24 protein-coding genes, 1 tRNA gene and 8 pseudogenes are annotated in these 26253 nt (G+C 70.9%); 18 read left to right on the plus strand and 15 right to left on the minus strand.

What is annotated here, in order from left to right; translation table 11 throughout:
• Positions 1-63: 63 nt before the first annotated feature.
• Together mtaB and dapF are read right to left on the minus strand one after the other, a co-directional pair.
• A pseudogene (gene mtaB, locus DPM13_RS06425) lies at positions 64-1311 on the minus strand (tRNA (N(6)-L-threonylcarbamoyladenosine(37)-C(2))-methylthiotransferase MtaB).
• A gap of 5 nt (positions 1312-1316) precedes the next feature.
• Positions 1317-2132, minus strand: a complete 816-nt coding sequence (dapF, locus tag DPM13_RS06430; RefSeq protein WP_028718509.1) for a diaminopimelate epimerase — start codon at positions 2130-2132, stop codon at positions 1317-1319.
• Positions 2133-2229: 97 nt separating this feature from the next.
• Between dapF and DPM13_RS06435 the strand changes: the two genes are divergently transcribed.
• Positions 2230-2305, plus strand: a tRNA-Lys gene (locus DPM13_RS06435).
• 187 nt (positions 2306-2492) lie between these two features.
• Here DPM13_RS06435 and DPM13_RS06440 read toward each other — a convergent pair.
• Positions 2493-3143, minus strand: a complete 651-nt coding sequence (locus DPM13_RS06440; RefSeq protein WP_028718510.1) for a carbonic anhydrase — start codon at positions 3141-3143, stop codon at positions 2493-2495.
• A 140-nt stretch (positions 3144-3283) separates the two neighbouring features.
• Between DPM13_RS06440 and DPM13_RS06445 the strand changes: the two genes are divergently transcribed.
• From DPM13_RS06445 to DPM13_RS06465, 5 genes and pseudogenes are all read left to right on the plus strand, one after another.
• Complete coding sequence (locus DPM13_RS06445) at positions 3284-3661, plus strand: hypothetical protein (protein ID WP_028718511.1); 378 nt, start codon at positions 3284-3286, stop codon at positions 3659-3661.
• 126 nt (positions 3662-3787) lie between these two features.
• Positions 3788-5188: pseudogene (locus DPM13_RS06450) on the plus strand (leucyl aminopeptidase family protein).
• The gene (locus tag DPM13_RS06455; protein WP_112887664.1) at positions 5185-6030 is read left to right on the plus strand and encodes a C40 family peptidase; all 846 of its coding nucleotides are present in this window, start codon (positions 5185-5187) and stop codon (positions 6028-6030) included. Before DPM13_RS06450 ends, DPM13_RS06455 begins: the two are co-directional and overlap by 4 nt.
• A gap of 9 nt (positions 6031-6039) precedes the next feature.
• A pseudogene (locus DPM13_RS06460) lies at positions 6040-6913 on the plus strand (saccharopine dehydrogenase); the annotation flags it as partial.
• 215 nt (positions 6914-7128) lie between these two features.
• Positions 7129-8298 carry a PQQ-dependent sugar dehydrogenase gene (locus tag DPM13_RS06465; RefSeq protein ID WP_112887665.1) on the plus strand — a complete coding sequence of 390 codons (1170 nt, stop codon included), beginning with the start codon at positions 7129-7131 and terminating at the stop codon, positions 8296-8298.
• On the opposite strand, the gene DPM13_RS06470 is transcribed toward DPM13_RS06465, so the two are convergent.
• From DPM13_RS06470 to DPM13_RS22385, 11 genes and pseudogenes are all read right to left on the minus strand, one after another.
• Positions 8295-8666, minus strand: a complete 372-nt coding sequence (locus DPM13_RS06470) for a DUF3775 domain-containing protein (RefSeq protein ID WP_028718515.1) — start codon at positions 8664-8666, stop codon at positions 8295-8297. The two genes, DPM13_RS06465 and DPM13_RS06470, sit on opposite strands and share 4 nt — an antisense overlap.
• Positions 8667-8710: 44 nt before the next feature.
• A pseudogene (gene mutL / locus DPM13_RS06475) lies at positions 8711-10515 on the minus strand (DNA mismatch repair endonuclease MutL).
• Between the two features lie 44 nt (positions 10516-10559).
• Positions 10560-11873: a M16 family metallopeptidase gene (locus tag DPM13_RS06480; RefSeq protein ID WP_112887666.1), complete on the minus strand. Its 1314-nt coding sequence runs from the start codon at positions 11871-11873 to the stop codon at positions 10560-10562.
• A pseudogene (locus DPM13_RS06485) lies at positions 11870-13340 on the minus strand (M16 family metallopeptidase). Before DPM13_RS06485 ends, DPM13_RS06480 begins: the two are co-directional and overlap by 4 nt.
• Positions 13341-13434: 94 nt before the next feature.
• Positions 13435-14001: a DUF3035 domain-containing protein gene (locus DPM13_RS06490; RefSeq protein WP_028718518.1), complete on the minus strand. Its 567-nt coding sequence runs from the start codon at positions 13999-14001 to the stop codon at positions 13435-13437.
• Positions 14002-14032: 31 nt separating this feature from the next.
• Entirely contained in the window at positions 14033-14572 is a 540-nt protein-coding gene (locus DPM13_RS06495) for a signal peptidase II (RefSeq protein ID WP_189654857.1), read from the minus strand.
• A 226-nt stretch (positions 14573-14798) separates the two neighbouring features.
• Positions 14799-16388, minus strand: a complete 1590-nt coding sequence (gene purH / locus DPM13_RS06500; RefSeq protein ID WP_112887667.1) for a bifunctional phosphoribosylaminoimidazolecarboxamide formyltransferase/IMP cyclohydrolase — start codon at positions 16386-16388, stop codon at positions 14799-14801.
• A gap of 38 nt (positions 16389-16426) precedes the next feature.
• The gene (locus tag DPM13_RS25815; RefSeq protein ID WP_317616437.1) at positions 16427-17002 is read right to left on the minus strand and encodes a heparinase II/III domain-containing protein; all 576 of its coding nucleotides are present in this window, start codon (positions 17000-17002) and stop codon (positions 16427-16429) included.
• 26 nt (positions 17003-17028) lie between these two features.
• Positions 17029-18060 (minus strand): annotated as a pseudogene (locus DPM13_RS25820) (heparinase II/III domain-containing protein); the annotation flags it as partial.
• Between the two features lie 40 nt (positions 18061-18100).
• Positions 18101-18868: an RsmB/NOP family class I SAM-dependent RNA methyltransferase gene (locus tag DPM13_RS22380; RefSeq protein WP_223252394.1), complete on the minus strand. Its 768-nt coding sequence runs from the start codon at positions 18866-18868 to the stop codon at positions 18101-18103.
• A gap of 126 nt (positions 18869-18994) precedes the next feature.
• On the minus strand, positions 18995-19195 hold the full coding sequence (locus tag DPM13_RS22385) for a hypothetical protein (RefSeq protein WP_223252395.1): 201 nt from the start codon (positions 19193-19195) through the stop codon (positions 18995-18997).
• Between the two features lie 294 nt (positions 19196-19489).
• On the opposite strand from DPM13_RS22385, the pseudogene DPM13_RS06515 reads away from it, so the two are divergent.
• The 12 genes and pseudogenes from DPM13_RS06515 to DPM13_RS06535 all read left to right on the plus strand — a co-directional run.
• Positions 19490-19576: pseudogene (locus DPM13_RS06515) on the plus strand (DUF1674 domain-containing protein); the annotation flags it as partial.
• Positions 19577-19701: 125 nt separating this feature from the next.
• Complete coding sequence (locus DPM13_RS22390; protein ID WP_223252396.1) at positions 19702-20358, plus strand: efflux RND transporter periplasmic adaptor subunit; 657 nt, start codon at positions 19702-19704, stop codon at positions 20356-20358.
• The gene (locus tag DPM13_RS22395) at positions 20334-20576 is read left to right on the plus strand and encodes a hypothetical protein (RefSeq protein ID WP_223252397.1); all 243 of its coding nucleotides are present in this window, start codon (positions 20334-20336) and stop codon (positions 20574-20576) included. Before DPM13_RS22390 ends, DPM13_RS22395 begins: the two co-directional genes overlap by 25 nt.
• Positions 20504-20908: an efflux RND transporter periplasmic adaptor subunit gene (locus DPM13_RS22400; RefSeq protein ID WP_223252398.1), complete on the plus strand. Its 405-nt coding sequence runs from the start codon at positions 20504-20506 to the stop codon at positions 20906-20908. Before DPM13_RS22395 ends, DPM13_RS22400 begins: the two co-directional genes overlap by 73 nt.
• Positions 20909-20948: 40 nt before the next feature.
• Complete coding sequence (locus DPM13_RS25825) at positions 20949-21620, plus strand: efflux RND transporter permease subunit (protein WP_317616396.1); 672 nt, start codon at positions 20949-20951, stop codon at positions 21618-21620.
• 29 nt (positions 21621-21649) lie between these two features.
• Entirely contained in the window at positions 21650-21880 is a 231-nt protein-coding gene (locus DPM13_RS25830; protein WP_317616438.1) for an efflux RND transporter permease subunit, read from the plus strand.
• Complete coding sequence (locus tag DPM13_RS25835; protein ID WP_317616397.1) at positions 21877-22071, plus strand: efflux RND transporter permease subunit; 195 nt, start codon at positions 21877-21879, stop codon at positions 22069-22071. The genes DPM13_RS25830 and DPM13_RS25835 overlap by 4 nt, the downstream gene beginning before the upstream one ends.
• A gap of 2 nt (positions 22072-22073) precedes the next feature.
• Positions 22074-22961, plus strand: a complete 888-nt coding sequence (locus DPM13_RS25840) for an efflux RND transporter permease subunit (protein ID WP_317616398.1) — start codon at positions 22074-22076, stop codon at positions 22959-22961.
• Positions 22895-23679 (plus strand): annotated as a pseudogene (locus DPM13_RS25845) (efflux RND transporter permease subunit); the annotation flags it as partial. The gene DPM13_RS25840 and the pseudogene DPM13_RS25845, both read left to right, overlap by 67 nt.
• Positions 23680-23794: 115 nt before the next feature.
• Entirely contained in the window at positions 23795-23986 is a 192-nt protein-coding gene (locus tag DPM13_RS25850) for an efflux RND transporter permease subunit (RefSeq protein ID WP_317616439.1), read from the plus strand.
• Positions 23983-25026: a selenide, water dikinase SelD gene (gene selD, locus DPM13_RS06530; RefSeq protein WP_112888714.1), complete on the plus strand. Its 1044-nt coding sequence runs from the start codon at positions 23983-23985 to the stop codon at positions 25024-25026. The genes DPM13_RS25850 and selD overlap by 4 nt, the downstream gene beginning before the upstream one ends.
• Before the next feature lie 100 nt (positions 25027-25126).
• On the plus strand, positions 25127-25501 hold the full coding sequence (locus DPM13_RS06535) for a hypothetical protein (RefSeq protein WP_112887668.1): 375 nt from the start codon (positions 25127-25129) through the stop codon (positions 25499-25501).
• 152 nt (positions 25502-25653) lie between these two features.
• Here DPM13_RS06535 and DPM13_RS06540 read toward each other — a convergent pair whose 3' ends face one another.
• Positions 25654-26091: an RbsD/FucU family protein gene (locus DPM13_RS06540; protein WP_028718526.1), complete on the minus strand. Its 438-nt coding sequence runs from the start codon at positions 26089-26091 to the stop codon at positions 25654-25656.
• Between the last annotated feature and the right edge of the window lie 162 nt (positions 26092-26253).

Below are 26253 nucleotides of genomic sequence, written 5' to 3' on the forward strand. Positions count from 1 at the left end.
GTTTCCACGTTGCTGAAGTACCCTCGGGGGGTCCGGGGGGCGAAGCGCCCCCGGCGGGGCGGCTCAGGCCGACAGCCGCTGACCGTCATGCCCCGTGATCGCCACCGGCATCAGCGCGCCCTCGGGCATGTCGCGGTCAAAACCCACCTCGGTGAAATGCTCGGTCCGGCCCAGGCGCGGGCCTTCGGTCAGGATCATGCGGGTCTGGCCGACCTCGGCGCCCAGATGGGCGGCCAGCGCCGCATCCCCCGCCGCCCGCAGCCGCGCCGCGCGCTCCTTGATGGCCGGACCCGGCACGCGCGGCATCCGCGCCGCCGGCGTGCCCTTCCGCGCAGAATAGGGGAACACATGCAGGAAGGTCAGGCCGCAATCCTCGACCAGCTTCAGGCTGTTCTCGAACATCGCCTCGGTTTCGGTCGGAAAGCCCGCGATGATGTCGGCGCCAAAGACGATGCCGGGGCGCAGCTTGCGGGCATCCTCGCAGAAGCGGATCGCGTCGTCGCGCAGGTGGCGCCGCTTCATCCGCTTCAGGATCATGTCGTCGCCGGCCTGCAGGGACAGGTGCAGGTGCGGCATCAGGCGCGGTTCGAGGCGATGGCCAGATCAGGTTCTCGTCCGCCTCGATGCTGTCGATGCGCTGATGCGCAGCCGCGGCAGATCCGGCACCAGCCGCAGGATGCGCATGACCAGATCGCCCAGTGCGGCGTGCCGGGCAGATCGGCGCCCCAGCTGGTCAGGTCGACGCCGGTCAGCACCACCTCGTTGAAGCCGCGGTCCCGCGCCGCTTGATCTGGTCCACGACCACGCCCGCCGGAACGGAGCGCGAATTGCCGCGGCCATAGGGGATGATGCAGAAGGTGCAGCGGTGGTCGCAGCCGTTCTGGACCTGCACATAGGCGCGGTGCCGGCCGAAGCCGTCGATCAGGTGGCCGGCGGTTTCCCTGCCGACATGATGTCGTCGACCTGCACTCGCTCGGTCTCGCCGATCAGGTCGGGCGCCTGGATCGCGGCCCAGGTCGCGGGCTGCATCTTTTCGTGGTTGCCGATGACGCGGGCGACCTCGGGCATGGCAGCGAAGGTCTCGGGCTCGGTCTGCGCCGCGCAGCCGGTGACGATGACCGGGGCGCCGGGGTTTTCGCGCGACAGCCGGCGGATTTCCTGGCGCGCCTTGCGCACCGCTTCGGCCGTCACCGCGCAGGTGTTCACGATCACCGCGCCTTGCAGGCCGGCGGCCTCGGCCATCTCGCGCATCGCCTCGGTCTCATAGGCGTTCAGCCGACAGCCGAGGGTCGCGAACACGGGCGCCTTCAGATCCTTCATCCGCGCCAGACCCCGTCGAAGACATGCGCGGTCGGGCCGGTCATCCAGACCCCATCCTCGCGCCAGTCGATGTCCAGTTGCCCGCCGGGCACGTTGACGCGCACTCGCCGCCCGGTCAGCCCGCGCCGGGCGGCTGCCACCACCGCCGCGCAGGAACACGAGCCCGAGGCCAGCGTGATGCCCGTGCCGCGTTCCCAGATGCGCAGCACGATCTCGCTGTCCGAAAGGACCTGCACGACCTCGACATTGGTGCGCTGCGGATACAGCGGGTGATGCTCATGCGCGGGGCCGAAGCGCTCCAGATCCACCGCCGCCGCGTCGGGCACGAAGAAGGTCATGTGCGGATTGCCCATGCCGGTCGCCACCGGATCGCCGTCGATCGGCAGGTGCAGCAGGTCAACCCTCTCGGCCAGCGGCACCCCGGCCCAGTCCAGCACCGGCGCGCCCATGTTCACGCGCGTCAGGCCCCGGCCCGCGTCCTCGGCCGACAGCACCGCATGGTCGGTCGCCAGCCGCAGCGCGGATTTGCCGCCCTGGTCCATCAGAAACCGCGCGACGCAGCGCGTGGCATTGCCGCAGGCCCCGGAAACCGAGCCGTCGGCGTTGTAGAAGACCAGCCGCGCGTCGGCATTCTCCCCCGGCAGGATCACCGCCATCTGGTCGAAGCCCACGCCGCGATGCCGGTCCGCCATGGCGGCGACCAGCCCAGGCTCGGGCATCCGCCCCGAGGCGCGGGCGTCCAGCACGACGAAATCATTGCCAAGCCCATGCATCTTCATGAAGGGCAGGCCGGGGTTTTGCTGCGTTTCCATGCGCCTCCTTTACCCCCGCCCGCAAGATTTTGCCAGAGGCCCCGATTTTTCCGCTTGACCCCACCCGCCGCCGACCGTAGTTAGCCCCCCGTGCGATGGGCCCGTAGCTCAGTTGGTAGAGCAACTGACTTTTAATCAGTGGGTCACAGGTTCGAATCCTGTCGGGCTCACCACTTTTATCCTTGGCGATCATGTTCTTATGAAATGGCGCCAAGAGGTGGTGATCACATCCCCTCACCGAGCCCCTTACTGCCGTTCGAACATGCTTGTGTGGCGTCCGAGCCGTTCCACGGACGCCGTCGCCCTAGGGAAACGGCGGCCGATCATTGGCATCGGGAACGGACGGGGCGGTGCCCCGCCTCAGGCCACGGGCACGAAGCTGTCGCTGGCGGGCTCATAATGGGTCAGGGTGCCTTCGCCGATGTCGTGCAGCACGCCGTGCAGGGACAGGTCGCCCGCCTCGACCTTGTCGCGGACAAAGGGAAAGCTCATCAGGTTTTCCAGCGACACCAGCACTGCCTGACGCTCAAGCGCGCGGATCTGCGCATCCTCGGGCAGGGACGAGACGCGCTCGTAGCCGGGGCGCAGGATGTCCATCCAGCGGCCGACGAAGCTGGTCTTTTCCTCAAGCTCGGGGGCCGCGCCCGAACACATGGCATGGCACCCCTGCACGCCGCCGCAATTGGTATGACCCAGCACCACGACATGCGCGACCTTCAGCGCATTGACCGCGTATTCGACCGCCGCCGAGGTGCCGTGCTGTTCGCCGTCCGGGGAATAGGGCGGCACCAGGTTGGCGATGTTGCGGTGAACGAAGAACTCGCCCGAATCCGCGCCGAAGATGGCGGTGACATGGACGCGCGAATCGCAGCAGGCGATCACCATGGCGCGGGGACGCTGTCCGTCCTCGGCCAGGCGGCGATACCAGGCGCGGTTTTCGTTGAAAGCCGTGGCGCGCCATCCCTGATAGCGCTGGACAAGGTAATGGGGCAGCGGTCGGGCCTGATTCATGGGGATCCTCTCTACCGTTCGGGGCTTGATACCGTCCCGACCGATAAAGTTCGAGAGGTTTAGCGCGCCACCCTCAACCATTTCTTGAGAGGTTGCTGCCAGTTTCCCAGAACGGGAACGAATGCGCGCAAGAGGATCAGATGGGGAAAATCGCAAGCCTGGCGGTCGAGGAGGTGGTCAACATCGACCTGCATCGCGTCGAGCAGATCGTCACCGAATTGGGCGAGGACGCGGCGGCCCAGGTGATCGGCGCGGCGCTGGAGCAGCTTGCGCTGTGCCTGACCCATACCGTGACCGCCGCCGACCGGGGCGAACTGGCGGGCGTGGTCAGCCATGCCGACCGCCTGTCCCGGCTGGCCTGGCAGGTCGGGCTGGTGACGCTGGCGGGGGTGGCGGTCGATGTCGGCGGCTGCGCCGAACGCCGCGACGCCGGCGCCCTGGCCGCGACCGTCGCCCGGCTGCGCCGCATCGGCAACCAGTCCCTGACCCGGATCTGGGACCGCCCCGATACCGGCTGAGCCGCCATTTGGCCGCCAGGAACCTTAACGCAGGTCTGTCCGGGCCGGCGGCCGGGCGGAACAGGTCGGGGCTTGCGGCGGGCGCGCGGCGCGATACCTTGCCCCAAGACCAATGGAAGGCCCGCCATGACCCAAGCCCCCGCATTCGCCCCCGCCTCGGACAAGACCCTGCCGCTGTGGCTGGTGCGGCCTGGGGCCCAGGGCGGGGCGGACCTGCCGCCTGGTCTGGACGCCATGGCGCAGACCTGGGCCCGGTCGCAGGGCTTTGCAGGCAAGTCCGGGCAGCTTTGCCTGCTGCCCGATGCGCAGGGCGGCCTCCGGCGCGCTTTACGGCATCGGCGGTGCCGACCGGGCGGGGCGCGACCGCTGGCTGCTGGGCCGCGCCGCCGAAACCCTGCCCGCCGGCGACTGGCGGCTGGCGGCGGTGCCGGCGGACGTGGATCCGGCGCTGGCATCCCTGGGCTGGCTGCTCGGGCAATACCGCTTTACCCGCTACAGGCCCGCCGAGGCCCCGCCTGCCCGGCTGGTCGCCCCGGACGGCATCGACGCGGCGCATGTGCTGGCCCTGGCGGCGGGCGAGTATCTCGCGCGCGACCTGATCAATACCCCGGCCTCGGACATGGGCCCGGCCGAACTTGAGGCCGCCGCCCGCGACCTTGCCGCCCGCCACGGCGCCGCGGTCGAGGTGACGCTGGGCCCGGACCTGCTGGACCGGAACTTTCCCATGATCCACGCCGTCGGCCGCGCCGGCGCGCAGGCGCCACGGCTGATCGACCTGCGCTTTCCGGGCGAGGGCCGGCGCTGACCCTGGTCGGCAAGGGGGTCTGCTTTGACACCGGGGGGCTTGACATCAAGCCCGCCGCCTCGATGGCGCTGATGAAAAAGGACATGGGCGGGGCCGCGAACGTCCTGGGCCTGGCCGAGACCCTGGCCCTGACCGGCGCCACCCAGGGCATGCGGCTGCGCATCCTGATCCCCGCGGTCGAGAACGCCATCGCGGGCGACGCCTTTCGTCCCGGCGACATCCTGACCAGCCGCAAGGGCCTGACGGTCGAGGTGAACAACACCGATGCCGAGGGCCGGCTGGTCCTGGCCGATGCCCTGGCCCTGGCGGACGAGGACTCGCCCGACCTGCTGATCTCGATGGCGACGCTGACCGGGGCTGCGCGGGTGGCGCTGGGACCGGACCTGCCGCCGTTCTTCTGCGACGACGACGCCGTCGCGGCGGCGATCCACGACGCCGGGCGCGACCAGGCCGACCCGGTCTGGCGCCTGCCCTTCTGGGAGCCCTACGAGACGATGATCGAGCCGGGCATCGCCGATCTCGACAATGCGCCGGGCGGCGGCTTTGCCGGGGCGATCACCGCCGCGCTGTTCCTGCGCCGCTTTACCGGACAGGCGCGGCATTACGTGCATTTCGACATCTACGGCTGGCAGCCCAGCGCCGCGCCGGGCCGGCCCAAGGGCGGCGCCGGACAGGGGATGCGGGCGATCCTGAACGCGCTGCCCCGGATCCTGGGGCGATGACCGCCCCCGACCGCCGTCTGACCCCCGCGACCAACCGTGTCGCGCTGGAGCGCCTGCGCGGGCAACTGGACCGCCCCGCCTATACGGCGGGCCGGGCCGCGCGGCTTGCCGTGCCGCTGGCGGATCTGTGCCGCAGCCCGGCCGGCGCACGCGACCGTCAGGTGAATTACGGCGCCGACCTTCTGGTGGTGGACGAGGTGCCGGGCTGGGCCTTCGTCCAGGCCGCCGCCGACGGCTATTGCGGCTGGATCAGGGCCGAGGCGCTGACCGGCGCGCTGCCGCCCGTCACCCACCGCGTCGCCGCCCCCGCCACCCATGTCTATCCCGAACCCGACATCAAGACGCCCGAGATCATGGGTCTGTCGCTGGGCGCACGGCTTTCGGTGGTGGAGCAGCAAAACGGTTTCGTCCGGCTGGCCCAGGGCGGCTGGCTGCCGGCGCAGCATGTCGCGGCGCGTCCCGCCGCCGATCCCGGCGCGGTGGCCGAGGGGCTGCTGGGCACGCCCTACCTGTGGGGCGGGAACAGCCGCGGGGGGATCGACTGCTCGGGCCTGGCGCAGGCGGCGCTGGCGGCCTGCGCCGTGCCCTGCCCGGGCGACAGCGACATGCAGCGCCGCACCTTTCCCGCCGCCCCCGACATCCGCCGGGGCGACCTGCTGTTCTGGCCGGGCCACGTCGCGCTGGCGCTGGACGCGGCGCGGATGATCCATGCCACCGCCTTTGCCATGGCCGTGGTGATCGAACCCATCGCCGGGGCCATCGCCCGCATCGACGCGGCGGGCCAGGGCCCGTTTCTGGGCGCCCACCGCCCGCCCCCGCCCCAGACCGCCGCCTTTCCGTAGGAGGGAACCATGGTCCATCTCTGGCTTCGCGCCGAAAGCCGCCCGAACGAACGCCGCGCCGCCCTGACCCCGGACGGCACGCGCGCCCTGGTCGCCCGCGGCTTTCGCGTCACGGTCGAGGAAAGCCCCCACCGCATCGTTCCGCTGGACGCCTATGTCCAGGCCGGCGCAGACACCGCGCCTCGGGACAGCTGGCCCGAGGCGCCACCCCAGGCCTTCATCCTGGGGCTCAAGGAACTGCCGCAGGACGACGGCCCCCTGACCCACCGCCACATCATGTTCGGCCACGCCTACAAGGGCCAGGCCGCCGGCGCGGCGCTGCTGGAGCGGTTTCGGCGGGGCGGCGGAACGCTTTACGATCTGGAATACCTGACCGACGATGCCGGCCGGCGGCTGGCGGCCTTTGGCCATTGGGCGGGCTTTGCCGGCGCGGCATTGTCGCTGAAGGCCTGGGCGGCGCAGCGCCGGGGCGGGATCTGCGGCCCGGTCGCGGGCTTCGCCACCCAGACCGCCCTGACCGAGGACGTTGCGCGCCGAACTGGACGCGACCGGCGCGCCCCGGCCCCATGCCATCGTGGTGGGCGCCCTGGGGCGGGTCGGCACCGGCGCCACCGAGTTGCTGACGCGCATGGGGGTGCGGGTCACGAAATGGGACAAGGCCGAGACCGCGGCGGGCGGCCCCTTTGCGCAGATCCTCGCGCATGAGATCCTGGTGAACTGCATCCTGGCCGGGCCGGACAGCCCCATGCTGGTCGGGCGCGGCGCGCTGAACCCCGGACGGACGCTCTCGGTCATCGGCGACGTGGCCTGCGACCCGACCAGCGCCTTCAACCCGGTGCCGCTTTACGACCGCCCGACCGACTGGGACCATCCGGTCCGCCGCTGGCCTTGGATCTCATGCTGGACCGTTTGGCGAAGAGCGACACATCTTTTTGCAAAATCTCGAGGAGACAGCGTAAAGGCTGAAGGAACTGGAAGCTGCCGAACGCAGTGCTTTGGAGCGGTTGCTGACGAACTGGCAAAAGCGAACGAGTGGAAGCTGCAGGCAACGCACAGGGTTGATCCGTTCCCGTCGGAACATCCTGACGGAGCGCAACCATGAAAACCGCGATTGCCCTTGTCGCCGTCTTGGCCGCCACGCCGGCGCTGGCCCAGGTGAACCAGGCCCCGCCGAACGCGCCGAACCAGAAACCCGCCTTCGAAAACCAGACCCGGGCGCCCGAGCTGTCGGATGGCGTGGCGGTCCGGCAGCAGGTGGTGATCCGGGGGCTGGACAGCCCCTGGGGCCTTGCCCTGCTGCCCGATGGCGCCTGGCTGATCACCGAAAAGCCGGGGCGGATGCGCCTGTTCGCGGATGGTGCCCTGTCCGAGCCGCTGAAGGGCCTGCCAAAGGTCGATGCGCGCGGCCAGGGCGGGCTGCTGGACGTGGCCGTGGCGCCCGACTTTGCCCAGTCCCGCCGGGTCTGGTTCAGCCATGCCGAACCGCGCGAGGGCGGCAAGAACGGCACCGCCGTCGCCACCGGCACGCTCTCGGCCGACGGCACCGCGCTCGAAGGGGTCGAGGTCATCTTCCGGCAGGACCCGGCCTGGGCCTCGGACAAGCATTTCGGCTCGCGCATCGTGCCGGACGGCAGGGGCGGGATCTTCGTCACCACCGGCGAACGCTCGGTGATCGACGCGCGGCCGCTGGCGCAGGACGTGAACACCCATCTGGGCAAGGTTCTGCACATCGATGGCAAAACCGGCGCGCCGCTCTCGGGCAACCCGTTTGCCCAGGGCGGCGGCAAGCCCGAGATCTGGTCCTGGGGCCATCGCAACATCCAGTCGGCGGCGCTGGACGGCCAGGGCCGGCTCTGGACCGTCGAGCACGGCGCCAAGGGCGGGGACGAATTGAACCGCCCCGAGGCCGGCAAGAACTACGGCTGGCCGGTCATCACCTATGGCGTCGAATACAGCGGCAAGACCATCGGCAAGGGCCTGACCCAGGCCGAGGGGATGGAACAGCCGGTCTATTACTGGGACCCGGTGATCGCGCCCAGCGGCATGGCGATCTATGACGGCGCCATGTTCCCCGAGATGCGGGGCGACATCCTGATCGGCGGGCTCAAGTCGGCGTCGGTGGTGCGGCTGAAGCTGCAGGGCGACCGGGTGGCGGGCGAACAGCATCTGGCCCAGGGCATCGGCCGGGTGCGCGACGTGGCGGTGGCGCCCGACGGGGCGCTGATGGTCCTGACCGACGAAGGCGCGCTGGTGCGGCTGGAACGCTAGACCGGCTTTTGCAGCTCGTCCTCGACCTCCTCGGGCGAGAGGCCAAGCGCCTCCATCCCGGCCTCCAGATAATCGGCCAGTTGCGGCTCGCCCATCAGGTAATCCTCGGTGGGCGTGCGGCGCTCACGCTTGGCGGTCAGGATCGCCTCGGCCAGGTCCTCGGCGCCAAAGGTGTCGCGCCCGATCCACATGACGGCGACCAGGCTGGCCTGTTCATCCTCGTTCAGCGCGGCGATGAATTCGGCCAGTTCGGTTTCCGTGCCGTGGCCCCGGCGCTGCCCGCTGTGCGCCCAGGCGTTCACGCCGGAGTCATATTCGCGGGCGCGGATGATCACATGGGCGATCTTTTCGGGACTGATTTCCAGCATGGCGGCACCTCTTTTCGCCAGTGTCGCCCCAGGCGCGGGCCGGGTCAACGGCCGAAAAGGCGCTCGATGTCCGACAGCTTCAGTTCGATCCAGGTCGGGCGGCCGTGGTTGCACTGGCCCGATTTCGGGGTGCGCTCCATCTCGCGCAACAGCGCGTTCATTTCCTCGGCCGTCATGCGCCGGCCCGAGCGGACCGAGCCGTGGCAGGCCATCGAGGACAGCACCGCATCGACCCGCGCCCGCAGCCGGTCCGAGGCGCCCTGATCGGCCAGGTCGTCCAGGATGTCGCGGATCAGCCGGGGCGCGCGATCGCCGCAGCAGCGCCGGCACCTCAGCACGGCGATGGCGCCGCCGCCGAAGGGTCGATCACCAGCCCCAGCGCGGCCAGTTCCTCGGCGATCGCCAGGATGCGCTGCGCGTCGGCATCGGAAAGCGCGACGATCTCGGGGATCAGCAGCGCCTGGGAGGCGATGCCGCTGGCCTCGGCCTGCGCCTTCAGCCGCTCATAGACCAGGCGTTCATGCGCGGCGTGCTGGTCCACGATGACGATGCCGGTCGCGGTCTGGGCGACGATCCAGTTTTCATGCAGCTGCGCGCGGGCGGCACCCAAGGGGGCGTCCTCGGGCGCGTCCTCGGGCACGGGCTCGACGCGGGCAGTGGGGGTTTCGGCAAAGCCGGGGGCCTGAAAGGCCAGGCTTGCCGCGATGGCCGGGGCCGAAGGGCGCTGCGGAGCGTAGGCCGCCTGATAGGCGCGGGACGGCTGAGCCTCGGGCCGCGCCGCCGCCAGCGCCGCATCGGCCACGGTCGAGGACGCCCGGTGCCCCGCCCCGGCCAGCGCATGGCGCAGCGCGCTGACCACCAGGCCGCGCGCGATGTCGGGGTCGCGGAAGCGCACCTCGGCCTTGGCCGGGTGGACGTTCACGTCGACCGAATGCGGGTCGCAGGCCAGAAACAATACCGCCGCCGGATGCCGGCCCTGCGCCAGCACGTCCATATAGCCCGCGCGCAGCGCCCCGGTCAGCAGCTTGTCGCGCACCGGACGGCCGTTCACATAGACATGCTGCGCCACCGCCGCCCCGCGCGAATAGGTCGGCAGCGCGGCAAAGCCGGTCAGCGTCAGCCCGTCCCGTTCCGCGTCAAGCGCCACGGCGTTGTCGATGAAATCGCGCCCCATCACCCGGGTCAGCCGGGTCTGCAGGGCGCCGAACAGTTCGCCCTGCTCGGCATCGGCGCGAAACAGGACACGGCCCTCGTCCTCGTCGGTCAGGGTGAAGCCGACAAAGGGCTCGGCCATGGCCAGGCGGCGGATCACCTCGGCCACGGCCTGGGTCTCGGCCCGGTCGCTGCGCAGGAATTTCAGCCGCGCGGGCGTGGCGAAGAACAGGTCGCGCAGTTCCACGACCGTGCCGCGGTTGCCGGCGGCGGGCTTCACCGCGCCGATGCGCCCACCCGAGACCGCGATCTGCGCCGCATCGAACCCCTGCGCGCGGCTGGTGATGGTCAGCCGGCCCACCGCACCCAGGCTGGGCAAGGCCTCGCCGCGAAAGCCGAAACTGCGGATGTCCAAGAGGTCGCTGCCGTCGATCTTGCTGGTGGCATGGCGTGCCAGGGCCAGAGGCAGGTCGTCCGCCGTCATGCCGCAGCCGTCGTCCGTGACGCGGATCAGCGCCTTGCCGCCCTTGGCGATGGCGACATCGACCCGCGCAGCGCCGGCGTCCAGTGCGTTCTCGACCAGCTCCTTGACGGCCGAGGCCGGACGCTCGACCACCTCGCCCGCCGCGATGCGGTTCGCGGCGGCCTCATCCAGTTGCCGGATGATGGGGCGCATGTTGGGGGCATGGGTGTTCATGCCCCCAGATCTAGCATCCTGCCCCCCGCATCGGCAAGGATTCGTCAGTTGGTCGCGGCGATCCCCTGGGGCCGGCCCACCAGGACGAACCGGATCTGGTCGGCATGCAGCAGCCGGCGCGAGACGCGCTGCACATCGGCCGCCGTGACCGCCTCGACCCGGCTGTTGCGGGTGTTGACGTAATCCGCCGGCAGGCCGATCAGCTGCATCCCGGCCAGAATGCCGGCGATCTTGGCATTGCCGTCGAAGCGCAGGGGATATTCGCCGGTCAGATAGGTCTTGGCATTGTCCAGTTCCGCCTGGGTCACGCCGTCCCGGGCAAAGCGGTCCCATTCGCTGCGGATCAGGCCCACGGCCTCGGCCACCTTCTCGTTCGCGCTGGCCATGCCGCCCTGCCAGGTCTGGCCGAACAGCCCGTTGGCAAGGCCCGTGCCCACGCCATAGGTCAGCCCGCGCTTTTCGCGGATCTGGTCCATCAGGCGCGACGAAAACCCGCCCCCGCCCAGGATATGGTCGGCGACCACCGCCGCGAAATAATCCGGGTCCGAGATCGGCAGCCCGGCCTGGGCGAATGTCACCACCGTCTGCGGGCTGTCCCAGTCGATCACCGTGACGCCCCCGGTCAGGTCCAGCGTCGCCGGTTCCGGCAGCGGGGCCGTGCCCTTCGCGGGCAGATCGCCCAGTATGCGGTCGATCAGCAGGCCCAGGTCCCTGGCGTCGATGTCGCCGGCGGCGGCGATCACCACGCGGTCGCGGGCCATGACGCGGGCGGCGGCGTCCACAAGGTCGTCGCGGGTCAGCGCGGCGACCGATTCCGCCGTGCCGTTGATCGAGGTCGCATAGGGGTGGTCGCCCCAGGCCTGCCGCGCCAGCTCCTTCGAGGCGATGGCCTGCGGGTCGGTCGCCTCGGACCGGATCACCGATTGCACCTGGGCACGCACGCGCTCCACCGCATCGGCGTCAAAGCGCGGCCGGGTCAGGGCCTGGTGCAGCAGATCGGCGGCCTGGTCGCGGTTTTCGGTCAGCATCCGGGCACTGACCGTCAGCGCATCGTCGCCCACGTCAAAGCCGAAGCGCGCGCCCAGCGCCTCGACCGCCTCGGCATACTGGACCGAGTCGCGCTCGCCCGCGCCTTCCTCGAGCAGCGCGGTCATCAGGTTCACCGCGCCGCGCTTGTCCGGGGCGTCCAGGCTGGCGCCGCCCTTGAACATCAGGGACAGCGCGGTGAAGGGAATCGAATGATCCTCGACCAGCCAGGCCTTGATGCCGCCGGGCGAGGTGATCTGCTGGATGTCGATGGCCCGCGCCGGCAGCGTGGCAAGGGCCAGGAAAACAAGGCTGACGAAGGCGCGGATCATGGCTGGTCCCCGGTCTGGGCCGCGTCTGCGGCAGGTTCGGCGGCGGTGGGTCCGGCGGCGGCGTGGTCAGCCGGCGCAGGCCGGGCGGCGGCAGGTTCGGACGCAGGCGGTTCGGAGGCGGGCGGTTCGGGCAGCAGCCAGCCGGTGACGCTGGCGCGGCTGTCCAGCACCAGGCGCGCGGCCGAGACGATGTCGTCGGGCGTCACGGCGGCCAGGATGTCGGGCCAGTCGTTCACGTCCTGCACCGTCAGGCCCACCGACAGGCCCTGGCCATAGTCATAGGCCCGGCCATGCGCCGAATCCTGGGCATAGACGCGGGCCGCGCCGATCTGGGTCTTGACCCGTTCCAGCTGCGCGGCATCGGGGCCCTCGCGCAGGAACCGGGCCAGCGCCGCGTCCAGCGCCGCCTCGGCCTCGGGCTGCGAGACGCCGGGCGCGGGCACCAGGGACAGGCCGAAGGTGGTCGGATCGACCGTCGTTCCGTCATAAGAGGCATCGACGTAAAGCGCCTTGCCGGGCAGCACCAGATCGCGCGCCAGAACCGAGGTCTGCGGCGAACCGCCCAGCAGCGCCGCAAGGACCGTCAGCGCCGCCGCCGTCTTCTGATCGCCGGGGTTGCGTTCGGGGGCCAGCACCGTGCGCAGCAGCACGGGCTGGGCGACGCGCGGATCGACCCGCTCCATCCGGCGGGGCGCGCGCTGTTCGGGCTCTTGCGGGCGCGGCGCCCTTGTGGCGTCGGGCTTGGGCGGGATCGGGCCGTAATAGCGCTCGGCCAGGCCGCGCGCCTGCTCGGGCGTCACGTCCCCCGCGAGGATCAGCACGGCATCGTTCGGGGCATAATGCGCGTCGTACCAGGCGATGGCGTCCTCGCGCGTCAGGCCCTCCATCTCCTGGCGCCAGCCGATGACGGGGCGGCCATAGGGGTGGTTGTAGAACTGGACCGCGCTGCGTTCCTCGGCGAACTGGGCGCCGGGGTCGCTGTCGGTGCGCTGCGAGCGCTCCTCCAGCACGACCTGGCGCTCGGCCTTCCAGTCGTCCTCGCCGATGCGCAGGTTCTGCATCCGGTCGGATTCCATCTCCATGACCAGGGGCAGGCGGTCGCTGGCGATGCGCTGGAAATAGGCGGTGTAGTCGTAGCTGGTAAAGGCGTTGTCGCTGCCGCCGTTGGCGGTCACGGTCTTGCTGAACTCGCCCGGGCCCAATTTGCCGGTGCCCTTGAACATCAGGTGTTCCAGGTAATGCGCGATGCCGGACTTGCCCGGCGTCTCGTCGGCCGAGCCGATCTTGTACCAGACCATCTGCACCACGACCGGGGCGCGGTGATCCTCGCTCGCGCACGGTTTCCAAGCCGTTCGGCAGGGTGAAATGGCTGATGCCCGGCGGCATGTCCGCGAAGGCCGGGACGGCCGCGCCCAGGGCCAGCGCCAGGGCGGCAAGGCCGGGGACAGGACGGAAGAATGGGTTCATGGCAGGCTCCGGTTCCGGTTCGCGGCCCCGACCCTGCCCGCAAGGTCACGGCCGCGCAAGAGCGCCGCCCGTCATCTTGGCGTGAACGCCGCCCCTAGTCGCCCTGCAGCTTCGGCGCCTGATCCGCCGGGCTGGCGGCCGTCCCGCCCTGGTCGCGGGGCGCGGGCGGCGCGGTCGGGACCTGCACCCCGGTCGGGCGCCAGCGCTCCAGCTCGGCCCGGCTGTCCAGGGTCATCGGCTCATAGGCGCGATAATAGACGTTGGTGCGCGCCACCACCTCGAGCAGGCGGCGGCCGTGGCGGGCGCGCCAGTCCACGTCCTCTTGCGCGGTGGCCTGGCGGATCGCCGGATCGCGGCCCAGGCGCGAGGCATAGGCGACCAGCCCCAGGTCCGCGGCCCCCACGCCCTGCACCGACAGCTGCGCGGGATTGCCCCCCAGCGCCGCCACGGCATCGGCGCGCGGCGTCGGGTCTGTCAGGTTGCCGCCGCCTGGCGTGGGGCTGGGCAGCGCGCTCAGGTCGGTGGGCATGCTCAGCGGCTTGGTCGGCACGATGGCGAATTCATCGGGCGAGGTCTGGCCGGCACTCGTGTTCATCAGATGCGGGTCAGAGCTGCAGGCGGCAAGCCCCAGCATGGTCATGGTCAGCGCGATCGCCCGCATCTTCCGTCCCTCTTGTTCGTCCGGGGCCGTTCTAGCCTGTCTTGCGGCCCGCGTCACGCCTTGTCGTCGCGCGGCCGTTCGTCCAGCAAAAGCTCGCCCTGCTGGCCCGGAGAGGCGGGGGGCGACGGTCCGGGGAGCAGCCGGCGCGGGCTGAGGACCCGGACGCGGCCGGACGGGGCTGCGACCTGGCCTCGTCCGCGGCGGGTGCCGCGGCAGACCTGGCCGCCGCACCCGGGGCCTTGCGCTTCTTCGGGGCAGGCTTTTTCTCGGGCGGTTGCAGGACCAGCCCCATTGCGCCCAGAAAGATCGCGATATCGGCCACGTTGAAGCTGTAGGGGTTGCGCCAGCCCGGCAGCGACATGTTCAGGAAATCGGCGACCGCCCCGTAAAGCAGCCGGTCGACCACGTTCCCCAGCGCGCCCCCGATCAGCATCCCCGCCGCGACCTGGGCAAAGCGCGAGGGCTTGGCCCGGCCGATCCAGATCGCCACCCACAGGCAGACGGCCAGGGCGATGCCGATCAGCACCCAGCGCATCACGTCGGTTTCGCTGGAAAACAGGCCGAAGTTCATGCCCTGGTTCCAGGCCTGGCAGGTTCGGCCGGGTCCAGCACGTCGATCTCGCGCACGCGGTCCAGGGCCAGGACGTGCACGGCCGGTACTTCAGCGCCTGATCAGCGAAAGACCAGCCCGGCCGTCAGAAGGACCGCCCGCCAGATGCGGGGGGGCGGGGCCTTGGCGGGCCGCCGCCGGGGGGCCGCGGCGGATTTGCGTGGCTTCGGGGTCGCGGCGTCGGCCATCAGTGCCGGAAATGCCGCTGGCCGGTAAAGACCATCGCCAGGCCCAACCGGTCGGCCGCCGCGATCACCTCGGCGTCGCGCATCGAGCCGCCGGGCTGGATGACTGCCTTGGCGCCTGCCTCGGCCAGGGCCTCGATCCCGTCGGCGAAGGGGAAGAAGGCGTCGGAGGACACGACTGAGTCGATGGTCGGCGCCTGCGCCAGGCCCAGGGCCTCGGCCATGTCCTGGGACTTGCGCTGGCCGATGCGGGTCGAATCGACCCGGCTCATCTGGCCGGCGCCGATGCCGACGGTCGCCAGGTCCTTGGCATAGACGATGGCGTTCGACTTCACATGCTTGGCGACGGTCCAGGCGAACAGCAGGTCGTCAAGCTCGGCCTCGGTCGGCTGGCGCTTCGTCACGACCTTCAGATCGGCACGCAGCACCCGGCCATTGTCGCGGCCCTGCACCAGGAAGCCGCCCGCGACCTGGCGGAAGGCCAGCCCGGGCGCCGCCGGATCGGGCAGCCCGCCGGTGGTCAGCAGGCGCAGGTTCTTTTTCGCGGCAAAGATCTCCTTCGCCTCGTCGCTGGCGGCGGGGGCGATGACGACCTCGGTGAAGATCTCGGCGATGGCGCGGGCGGTGTCGCCGTCCAGTTCGGTGTTCAGCGCCACGATGCCGCCGAAAGCCGAGGTGCGGTCGCAGTCATAGGCGCGCCTGTAGGCCTCCAGCGCCGTCTTGCCGCGCGCCACGCCGCAGGGATTGGCGTGCTTGATGATCGCCACCGCCGGACCCTCGGCCGGGTCGAACTCGGCCACCAGTTCGAAGGCGGCGTCGGTGTCGTTGATGTTGTTGTAGCTGAGTTCCTTGCCCTGCCACTGCTTGGCCGTGGCGACGCCGGCGCGGTCGCTGCCGTCCTTGTAGAAGGCGGCCGACTGGTGCGGGTTCTCGCCATAGCGCAGGCTTTGCGCCAGGGTGCCGGCAAAGGCGCGGCGGCGCGGCGTCTCATTGCCGATCGCGCCCGCCATCCAGGCGCTGACCGCCGCGTCATAGGCGGCCGTCCGGGCATAGGCGATCTGCGCCTGCCGCTGGCGGAAGGCATAGGTGGTGGTGTCGTCGTTCGCATCCAGTTCCGCCAGCACGGCGGCATAGTCCTCGACATCCACCACCACGGTGACGAAGGCGTGGTTCTTCGAGGCCGCGCGGATCATTGCCGGGCCGCCGATGTCGATGTTTTCGATGCAGTCGTCATAGCCCGCGCCCCTGGCGACGGTTTCCTCGAACGGATACAGGTTCACCACCAGCAGGTCGATCATGCCGATGCCGTGGGATTCGGCGGCGGCCATGTGTTCGTCGTTGTCGCGCAGCGCCAGCAGCCCGCCGTGCACCACCGGATGCAGGGTCTTGACGCGCCCGTCCATCATCTCGGGAAAGCCGGTCACCTCGGCCACGTCCTTGACGATCAGCCCGGCCTCGCGCAGCGCCTTGGCGGTGCCGCCGGTAGACAGGATCTCGACGCCCCGCGCCTCCAGCGCCCGGGCAAAGTCCAGCAGGCCCGTCTTGTCGGACACGGAAATCAGCGCGCGCTTCAGCGGAATGCGGTCGGTCATCGGTCGGGCCCCATGCGGTGGATGGCGGATTTGGCCCGTCACCTAACCCCGGATCGCGCCAAGGTCCAGCCGATCTGGATGGCGCGGCCGTGAAGCCGCCCGGAAACCACGATCTGCTGCGAGGGGCGCGGCTCGGCCGAGGTGCGGTCCAGAAGGCAGCTCGGCTCAAGCGCCAGGCGGCCCACCCGGTCGTGCTCGAAGGTCCAGGCCTCGCCGCCGGGCAGGGAAAGATGCACCCTGTCGCCGTCAAGCCGGGCCTGGATGTCGGGATGCAGATGAAAGCGGATGTCGAAGCCCAGACCCGCCTCGGGGCGCAGGTGGTCCAGCCTGCCGTGGGCGCTGGCATCCAGCGCCGCCGCGAACCTCGCCCGCTTGCGGGTGCCGTCGGGCAGCGATCGTTCGCGCACAAGGCAGGCCGTCGTTGTCCAGCCAGCCGACGGGGCCGCGCCGCAGAACGCGGAAAGGCATGGATGTGGCCGCAGTCGGGCGGCATCAGGTTGCCCAGGGCATCGCAATCGCCGGCCCAGACCAGGGTCGGGCGTTCGGTCAGCACGTCGGGCTCGCCTTCCAGCCGGGCGGGGTTCAGCCGCGACGACGACAGCCCGTCCAGGCACAGCGCCGAATGGCAGGGCGTGGCGCGACTGGCGCTGGCCCAGAGCGGGCCGAACCCGTCGCCCGGGCCGCAGTTCACGATCAGCGGCTGGCGCGCCACGGTCAGCTCGAACGCCAGGGTCGAGGCATGGGCCCGGACCGCCGCCGGGCCGCCGGGGGGCGCGGCCGCGTCCAGGATCAGCGTCGTGCGGCCGCGCGCCATGCGGGCAAAGCCCATCGCCAGCCCATGCGCGGGCAGCGCCGCGCCCGTCGCCGCGCGCAGGCAGCGGTCGAGCCGCCCCGCAGGCCCGCGCCCGCCGCCGTGAAAGGCCGGAAGGCCGCCGTCGGCATGGCGCAGCGCGCGCAGCACGGGGGCGATGGCCGCGATGATGGCGCGCAGTTCGGCCGGGGTCTCTTGCCCGGCCTCGTCGGCGACCTCCTGCGCCCAGACCAGCAGGGCCATGGCATCCAGCAGCGTCTCGGGCGCGCGGGACTGCGCGAGCGTCTCGACCCCCATGGCGTCGGCCTCCTCGGCCAGGGCGATCAGCGCCGGCAGGGCCACGGTCTGGCGGTCGCGCAGCGACAGGGCGCCGATGGCCAGCCCGGCCAGCGCCTCAAGCCGCGGCACCCCGTCCTCGGCATCGTACCAGGTGCCGCGCAGATGGGTCAGGTGCAGGTCCAGCGCCCTGAAATAGGGCTCGGCCCCGTCGCGGTCGAGGCCCGGCAGGATCATGCCGGCGTGAAAGATCCAGCGCAGCACCCGCCGCCCGGCGACCGCAGGCGCCCATTCGGGCGTCTCGGGGCGCGCGGCAGGATGGCGGCGGATCCAGCCCAGCACATGGCCCTGCGCCACGGCGCGCGCTTTCGGCGAACCCACCGCCGCCACATCGTCCAGCCAGCCGAAGCCGTGCAGGTCCGCCGCGACCGAGGGCGGCACCTCGGCCGCCAGGATGTCGCCGGTCAGGGTCATCCCGCCCAGGTGCAGCGTGCCCGCGACGATCTGTTCGCCCCTGCCGGCATGGCCGATCGCCTTCGGCTCGGGCCGGCGCAGAAAGCCACGGGGGGCGGGCGTTTGGTTCATGGTCAGCCGCACTCGCTGGGACGGTGCAAGCTTAGGACCGTCAAGCGGATTTTCGCAAGCGCGCGATGAAGAACCCGTCCATCCCGCCGCGTTCGGGCCACAGGTCGGGGCGCAGCCGCAGACCGCCCTGCGCCGTCCGCCAGGCGGGATCGACGCCGGGCGCCGAGGCGGGTTCGGCGGCGACGCCCGGATGGCGGGCCAGCGCGGCAGCCAGCTGGTCCTCGCCCTCGGCCGGCAGCAGCGAACAGGTGGCATAGACCAGCCGCCCGCCCGGCTTCAGCAGGGACAGCGCATGGTCGATCAGCCGCGCCTGCAAGGCCACCAGCCCCGGCAGGGCCGCGCCGTCGCGGATCAGCGGCAGCTCGGGATGGCGCCGGACGGTGCCGGTGGCCGAACAGGGCGCGTCCAGCAGGATGGCGTCCAGCGGGTGGTCCGGCCGCCAGTCCAGCGCATCGCCCGCGACCAGCCGCGCCGTCAGGCCGCAGCGGTCGAGGTTCTGCGCGACCAGCGCCAGCCGGCTTTCCGAAATGTCCAGCGCCGTCACCCGGGCTCCGGCGGCGGCCAGTTGCAGCGTCTTGCCGCCCGGCGCGGCGCAAAGGTCGGCGACGGCCTCGCCCGGTTGGGGGTCCAGCACCCGCACCGCCAGCGCGGCGGCGGCGTCCTGCACCCACCAGTGCCCCTCGGCATAGCCCGGCAGGGCCGAAACCTGCGTGCCGGCGGCCAGCCGGTGCGAGCCGGCGGGCAGCGCCTCGCCCGGGGTCGCGCCGTTCGGGGTCAGGCCAAGGGCGCGCCGGATTCGCGGCGGCACGATGGCAGCGCGCTGACCACCAACCTGACGGCGGCCTATCTGGGCGCGCGCAGCCAGATACCCGCCATGCTTGCGCGTGGCGGCGGCTCTATCGTCTTCACGCCGGCAGCCTTGCGCAGAACAGCGTCAGCATCCCGGCCGCGGCCTGGCCCTTGCCGCCCAGCGTCCGGCACAGGGTGACGGCGGCATTGACCGCGCCAGGGGCGCTTCGCCCAGCGCCAGCATCTCGACCACGGCCAGGCGCAGGATGCGGCGGATCTCGGGGCGCGGGCGGCGGGCCAGCATGGGCGCCAGCAGCGCATCGGCCCGCCCGCCCCGGCGCAGCACCTCGAGCGCAAGGCGGCGGGCGCGGGCACGCCGGGCGCGGTCAGCCGGTCCAGTGCCCCGGCCGCCTCGTCCAGCGTCGCGCCGTCCTCGACGGCGGCCAGAAGGCGCAGCGCGCCCTGGCGGGCGGCGTCCCCCTGCGGTTTGCGCGGCTTGTCCAAATCCGTCCCCATGCCTAGATTGTCTCAGCAGTGCGATGCAGGGAAAACGCGCTGCATTTTTATTAGAGTTGAAAATGGACTTGGCGTAAACGACGTGCCGGTTACCGCCATTTATCAGTCCATGCGAGGTGCTGCCGTGCCGCCGGAACTGGGCGGCCGCGACGGGCCCGAGCCGGTGCGCTACGGCGATTACGAGAAAAAGGGCCTTTGCGTTGATTTCTAGGCGCGCGCGCATCGCTGTGCGGGTGACGAATCCGTGAACGGGGATGGCGGTGCCGTTTACCCTGTGTTGGGGTTGGAGGCCTAAGACATGGGCCCAGGACCAAGGCCCAGGACCAGGAACGGCAGATGCGCTTTCTCAACCGGATTCCGACATGGGCGGCCCTGTGCCTTGTGCTGCCGTTCGCCTCGGAATCGCTGGCGCAGGCGCGGCGCGGGCCCGACGGGCCGACCCCGGTCGGCGTCGTCACCACCGCCGAGGAGGACGTGCCCCGCACCGTCACCCTGCCGGGCCGCGCCATTGCCTATCAGCAGACCGCGATCCGCCCCCAGGTCGGTGGCGAGATCCTGGACATCGTCTATGACCCCGGTCGCCCGGTGCGGGCCGGGGACGTCTTGTTCCGCATCGACCCCGAAACCCTGGCCGCCGCGCTGGCCGCGGCCGAGGCCAGCGTCGCCGGGGCCGAGGCGAGCCTGACCCAGGCCCAGAACACCGTCACCCGCTATCGCCGGCTGGAAGGGTCGGGCGTCTCGGCCGTGGACCGCGCCAATGCCGAGGTCGCGCTGAAGCAGGCCGAGGCCGACCTGGCCGCCGCCCGGGCCGCGCGCGACGCGGCGCAGCTGTCGCTGGACCGGACCGCGATCCTCAGCCCGCTCGACGGCCTGGCCGTCGGTGCGGCGGTGTCGGTGGGCGATCTGGTCACGGCCGGGCAAAGCGATGCGCTGGCCACCGTCACCCAGCTTGACCCATCGACGTGGACATGTCGGAATCCTCGGCCCGGCTGATGCGCAGCCGCGCCGGCGGCAGCGCCGGCCAGCTGATCCGCACCGGCGCCGTGCAGACCCGGCTGACCCTGGAAACCGGCGAGGAATACCAGGGCGAGGGCCGGCTGGTCAGCCCCGGCATTGCCGTGTCGCCGCGACCGGGACGGTGCCGATCCGGCTGCGCTTCGACAACCCCGACCTGCGCATCCTGCCCGGCCAGTTCCTGCGCGTGCAGATGACGCTCGGCTCGACCCGGGCGGTGCTGGTGCCGCAGCGCGCGACCAGCCGGGCCTCGGACGGGACGCTGACCGCCTTCGTCGTGCGCGACGGCCGCGCCCAGCAGGTGGTGCTGAGCGAACAGGGCAGTTACCGCAACAACTGGATCGTGACGCAGGGCATCAGCCCCGGCGAACAGCTGATCCTGGACGGGCTGGACGACCTGCGCGCCGGAACCGAGGTCGCCCCGGTCCCGGTCCAGATCGACGCCCAGGGCGTGGTGCGCGAGATCGCGGCGCCGGGCCCGGCCTCCGACACCCCGGCCGCCCCCGCCGTCCCCGCCGGGACCGACTGATGGCGCGCTTCTTCATCCACCGCCCGTCTTTGCCTGGGTCTTGGCGATCATCACCATGCTGGCGGGGGTGTTCGGCCTGCAGCTGCCCATCGCGCAATATCCCGACATCGCGCCGACCACGGTGCGCATCAGCGCGACCTATACCGGCGCCACGGCGCCGGCGGTGCAGAATTCGGTCACGACCCCCATCGAGGACGCGCTGACCGGCCTTGACGGGCTGCTTTACACCACCTCGATTTCCTCGACTGGGCGGGCGGCGCTGGTCCTGACCTTCGACGACAGCGTCGAGCCGATGGACGCGCTGAACGAGGTCCAGACCAAGGTCCGCTCGGTCGAGGGGCGCCTGCCCGGCCCGGTCCAGAACGACGGGGTGGACATCACCCGGACCTCGACCTCGACGCTGCTGGTGGGGGCGCTGACCTCGACCGACGGCAGCCATACTTCGCTGGAACTGGGCGACCTGGTCAGCCAGATGATCGAGGATCCGGTCAAGCGCACCGCCGGGGTCGGTTCGATCAACGCCTTCGGCTCGGGCTATGCGATGCGCATCTGGATCGACCCGCTCAGGCTGGCGCAGTTCCAGCTGACGCCCACGGACATCACCACCGCCGTGGCCCAGCAGAACAGCACGGTGTCCGTGGGCTCGCTCGGGGCGCAGCCGGTGGCCGAGGGCCAGCAGTTCACCGCCACGTCACCGCGCAAAGCCAGCTGACCTCGGTCGACGATTTCCGAAACATCCTGCTGCGCACCGACAGCGACGGCGCCACCATCTTCCTGGGCGACGTGGCCGACATCGAGATCGGGCAGGAGGACTACGGCAGCGCCTCGCGCTTCAACGGGATGCCGGCCGCGGGCTTCGGCGTGAACCTGGCGACGGGGGCGAATGCGGTCGACACTGCGGCGGCCGTGCGCCAGGTGCTGGACGGGCTGCAGGCCTCGCTGCCCGCGGGGGTCGAGGTTCTGTCCCTATGACACCGCGCCCTTCGAGGAAGTCGATCGAAAAGGTCTGGCACACCCTGGCCGAGGCCGTGGTGCTGGTGTTCCTGGTCATCCTGATCTTCCTGCAGAACTGGCGCGCGACGCTGATCCCGACCTGGCGATCCCGTGGTGCTGCTGGGCACCTTCGCCATGCTGGCGGCGCGGGATTTCGATCAACACGCTGACCATGTTCGCCATGGTGCTGGCCATCGGCCTGCTGGTCGACGACGCCATCGTGGTGGTCGAGAACGTCGAGCGGGTGATGGAGGAAGAGGGTCTTGGCCCCGTCGAGGCCACCGAGAAGAGCATGGGCCAGATCATCGGCGCGCTGGTCGGCATCGCGCTGGTCCTGTCGGCGGTGTTCCTGCCGATGGCCTTCATGTCGGGCTCGACCGGGGTGATCTATCGCCAGTTCTCGATCACCATCATCACCGCCATGGTGCTGTCGCTGCTGGTCGCGCTGATCCTGACGCCGGCGATGTGCGCCAGCCTGCTGAGCCCCGGCCACGGCGCCCCGCGCCTTGCCCCCGCGCGCTGGTTCAACCGGGGGCTCGACCGCTGCGCGCGGCTATCCGGCCACGGTGCGCCGGACCCTGCGCCGCCCGATCCGGTCATGCTGGTCCTGGCCGGCATCGGCTGGGGCGCCTGGGACCTGTTCGGGCGCATGACCACGACCTTCATCCCCGCCGAGGATCAGGGCGTGCTGCAATCGCGCATCAACCTGACCGAAGGCTCGACCGCGCAGCAGACTGCCGCCGTCGTGCAGGAAATCGAGGATTACATGCTGACCCGCGAGAAGGACGCGGTCGGGTCGGTCTTCGTCGCCATGGGCTTCGGCTCGCAGGGGACGGCGCAGAACCGGGCGACGATCTTCGTGCGGCTGAAGCCCTTTGCCGAACGCGACGACCCGAACCTGTCGGCGCGGGCCGTCCAGCAGCGCGCGAACCGCCATTTCGCGGGCCATCGGGCGGGCGGATCTTCTTCGACCAGCCGCCGCCGATCCCGCGGCTGGGCGACGCCTCGGGCTTTACCATGTATCTGCTGGACCAGTCCGGCGGCGGAATCGCGGGACTGACCGAGACCGCCGAACTGCTGGAGCGCCGGGCCGCCGACGATCCGCGGGTCCAGAACGTGGAAAACCAGGGCTCCGAGGACGATGCCGCGCTGCGCATCGACATCGACCAGCAAAAGGCCGAAAGCTTCGGCGTGTCGGTCCCGGCGGTCAATTCGATGCTGTCCACCATCTTCGCCGGGACCGAGGTGAACGATTTCGCCCTGGGCGCGCAGCTGCGCCCGGTCATCGTGCAAAGCCGGGCCGAGGGGCGGATGCAGCCCGAGGACGTGGACAGCTGGTATGCCCGCAATGCCGGGGACGAAATGGTGCCCTTCAACGCCTTCATGACCACCCGCTGGGAGCCGGTCGAGCCGCGCCTGTCGCGCATCGACGGCATCGACGCGGTCGAGTTCAAGGGCGAGCCCGCCGCCGGCGCCAGTTCCGGCACCGCCATGGACGCGATGGAGGAGATGGTGGCGGACCTGCCCGGCGGCTACGGCATGGCCTGGACCGAGCTGTCCTATCAGGAACGCCAGGCCGGGAACCAGGCGCCCATGCTGTTCGCCCTGTCCGCGCTGGTCGTGTTCCTGGCCCTGGCCGCGCTTTATGAAAGCTGGTCGGTCCGATCTCGGTGATGATGACGGTGCCCATCGGCATCGTCGGCGCGATGGCGGCGGCGCTGGTCTTCGGGCAGTCGAACGACGTCTATTTCAAGGTCGGGATGCTGACCACCATCGGCCTTGCCGCCCGGAACGCCATCCTGATCGTCGAGTTCGCCCGAGACCTGCAGGCCGCAGGCCGCTTTGCCTCGAGGCGGCGGTCGAGGCCGCGCGCAGCGGCTGCGGCCGATCCTGATGACGTCGCTGGCCTTCATCCTGGGCGTGCTGCCGCTGGCCATCGCGCGGGGCGCCGGGGCGGGCGCGCAGAACTCGATCGGCATCGGGGTGATGGGCGGCATGATCGCCGCGACCTTCCTTGGCATCTTCATGGTTCCCGCCTTCTACGTTACGGTGCGCAGGCTGACGGAATGGAGGACGCGCAGATGAACGAGCAACCCAGGCTGACCTCGCTGGCGCATGGCGGCGGCTGCGGCTGCAAGCTGGCGCCTTCGGTGCTGCGGGAATTGCTGGCGGGCCAGCCGCTGGCGCAGGCCTTTCCGCAACTGCTGGTCGGGACCGAGACCTCGGACGACGCGGCGGTCTATCAGGTGGACGAGAACACCTGCGTCATCGCCACGACCGATTTCTTCATGCCCATGGTGGACGACCCGCGCGCCTTCGGCCGCATCGCCGCGACCAACGCGATTTCAGACGTCTACGCCATGGGCGGCCGGCCGATCATGGCGCTGGCGATCCTGGGCATGCCCATCGACAAGCTGCCCCCCGACCAGATCCGCGAGATTCTGGAGGGCGGGCGCGACATCTGCCATCAGGCCGGGATTCCTGTCGCCGGCGGCCATTCCATCGACGCGCCCGAGCCGATCTATGGCCTGGCGGTGATCGGCCTTTGCCACCCGTCCGAACTGCGGCGCAATGCCGATGCCCGGCCGGGCGACGCGCTGATCCTGACCAAGGGGCTGGGCGTCGGCATCTATTCCGCCGCCATCAAGAAGGGCGCGCTGGACCAGGCCGGCATCGACGAGATGATCGCCTCGGCCACCACGCTGAACCGGGTCGGCGCGGATCTGGCGAAACGCGCCGATGTCCACGCCATCACCGACGTGACCGGCTTCGGCATCCTGGGGCACGGGCTGGAAATCGCGCGCGGCGCCGGGCTGCGGCTGCGGCTGTCCTTGGGCGCGCTGCCCTGGCTGTCGCGGGCGCAAGAGCTTGCGCAGGCAGGCTATTTCACCGGCGCCTCGGTGCGGAACTGGGCCGCCTATGGCGCCGAGCTGGCGCTGCCCGACGGCACGCCCGACTGGCAGCGCCACCTGCTGACCGACCCGCAGACCTCGGGCGGGCTGCTGGTCGCGGTCTCCCCCGAGGCGGCGGATGCGGTGCTGGCGCTGATCCGGGACGCCGGCCTGCCGCTGGCCGCCATCATCGGCCGGGCCGAGGAAGGCCCCGCCGGGATCGTCGTGGCCTAGACCGCAAGGCATTGCCTGGCAACGCTTTTTCAACCCCGGTGCGGTGGTGGGAACCCCGCCCCCGCCCGGGCGTTGGACCCTGTCGCCACAGGAGCCCGCCATGCGCCCGTCCCTTGCCCCCCTTGCCCTGATCGCCGCCCTGGCAACGGCGCCCGCCCTGCCCGGCTTGGCACAGACCCCCCCCACGCCGTCCGGGCCCGCGCAAACGCAGGAAGCCGCCACCAGGACGGCGCAGAAGGGCACCACCGACTGCCCGCCCGCCGCCTCGCAGGCCACGCCCGCGACCCAGCAGGGCAATGCGGCCGATGCCACGGCGCCCTCGAACCCCGCCTCGACCGGATGGAGCGGCGGCTTGGGCGGGTCGATGGAGGGGACGAATCCCTCGGGCGCGACGGTCCATACCAAGACCTGGCATCCCCCGACGGCGCGCGGCCTCGACCTGACCGGCCGACCCGAGCCCGCCCCCCTCTGCTAGACGCAACAGGGCGCGCGTTGCGCGCTGGATGCCGCGACGGGATCACGGCATCCTCGGCCAGCAAATCCTGGCATTTCCGGCGTGACCGGCGTGCAGCACACGTGCACCGGGCGTACACCGGAAACCAGGACGCGCCCGAAGGCCCAGGACCCTCACCCCACCGGGATGACGCCCTTCTTCAGGATCACATTGCCGTAAAGCCGGCCCTCCTGGGTCTGAAGGACCGCAAAGCAGGACCGGGTCATCTCGTAGAAATCGAAGCGTTCGACCGATTGCAGGCTCGAACCCGCCTGCTCGATGATCGGGATGATCTCGGCCACCGGGGCGGGAACGGCCTCGGGGTCGCCCACCACCTGCATGGTGGTCGCGGCGGCGGGGACGAAGCGGTCCAGCGGCAGCAGCGTCAGCACCGTCTGGACCGCACCCGGCAGGCGGCCGGCAAAATGCAGCACCCGGTCATGGGGCAGATGGCGCGCCAGCGCATAGGCCGGAAAATTCGCGTCCACGATGGCCAGATCGTCGCCATGGCCCATCTGCGCCATGACATAAAGCATTTCGGGCGTAATCCGGGGATTGATTCCCTTGAGCATGTCTTCCCTTTCCTTGACGGCCGCCAGAAAACGCCCGCCCGGACCGAAAGGTCAATGCCCCGCCGCGCTACGCGGCGCAGGCCGCTCCGCACCGGCCGCGCCCGGGCCAAGGGCGAAACGCACAGGCTTTCACCGTTTTCCAAATACCCATGCAACGCGCGC

The sequence above is a fragment of the Paracoccus mutanolyticus genome (assembly GCF_003285265.1).
In the GTDB taxonomy this organism is placed as follows: Bacteria; Pseudomonadota; Alphaproteobacteria; order Rhodobacterales; family Rhodobacteraceae; genus Paracoccus; species Paracoccus yeei.

Coding starts and splice junctions, on each gene's coding strand:
- dapF (WP_028718509.1), bottom strand. CDS start 2,132: ATGGAAACGCAGCAAAACCCCGGCCTGCCCTTCATGAAGATGCATGGG.
- DPM13_RS06440 (WP_028718510.1), bottom strand. CDS start 3,143: ATGAATCAGGCCCGACCGCTGCCCCATTACCTTGTCCAGCGCTATCAG.
- DPM13_RS06445 (WP_028718511.1), top strand. CDS start 3,284: ATGGGGAAAATCGCAAGCCTGGCGGTCGAGGAGGTGGTCAACATCGAC.
- DPM13_RS06455 (WP_112887664.1), top strand. CDS start 5,185: ATGACCGCCCCCGACCGCCGTCTGACCCCCGCGACCAACCGTGTCGCG.
- DPM13_RS06465 (WP_112887665.1), top strand. CDS start 7,129: ATGAAAACCGCGATTGCCCTTGTCGCCGTCTTGGCCGCCACGCCGGCG.
- DPM13_RS06470 (WP_028718515.1), bottom strand. CDS start 8,666: ATGCTGGAAATCAGTCCCGAAAAGATCGCCCATGTGATCATCCGCGCC.
- DPM13_RS06480 (WP_112887666.1), bottom strand. CDS start 11,873: ATGATCCGCGCCTTCGTCAGCCTTGTTTTCCTGGCCCTTGCCACGCTG.
- DPM13_RS06490 (WP_028718518.1), bottom strand. CDS start 14,001: ATGCGGGCGATCGCGCTGACCATGACCATGCTGGGGCTTGCCGCCTGC.
- DPM13_RS06495 (WP_189654857.1), bottom strand. CDS start 14,572: ATGAACTTCGGCCTGTTTTCCAGCGAAACCGACGTGATGCGCTGGGTG.
- purH (WP_112887667.1), bottom strand. CDS start 16,388: ATGACCGACCGCATTCCGCTGAAGCGCGCGCTGATTTCCGTGTCCGAC.
- DPM13_RS22390 (WP_223252396.1), top strand. CDS start 19,702: ATGCGCTTTCTCAACCGGATTCCGACATGGGCGGCCCTGTGCCTTGTG.
- DPM13_RS22395 (WP_223252397.1), top strand. CDS start 20,334: ATGTCGGAATCCTCGGCCCGGCTGATGCGCAGCCGCGCCGGCGGCAGC.
- DPM13_RS25835 (WP_317616397.1), top strand. CDS start 21,877: ATGACACCGCGCCCTTCGAGGAAGTCGATCGAAAAGGTCTGGCACACC.
- DPM13_RS25840 (WP_317616398.1), top strand. CDS start 22,074: ATGTTCGCCATGGTGCTGGCCATCGGCCTGCTGGTCGACGACGCCATC.
- DPM13_RS25850 (WP_317616439.1), top strand. CDS start 23,795: ATGACGTCGCTGGCCTTCATCCTGGGCGTGCTGCCGCTGGCCATCGCG.
- selD (WP_112888714.1), top strand. CDS start 23,983: ATGAACGAGCAACCCAGGCTGACCTCGCTGGCGCATGGCGGCGGCTGC.
- DPM13_RS06535 (WP_112887668.1), top strand. CDS start 25,127: ATGCGCCCGTCCCTTGCCCCCCTTGCCCTGATCGCCGCCCTGGCAACG.
- DPM13_RS06540 (WP_028718526.1), bottom strand. CDS start 26,091: ATGCTCAAGGGAATCAATCCCCGGATTACGCCCGAAATGCTTTATGTC.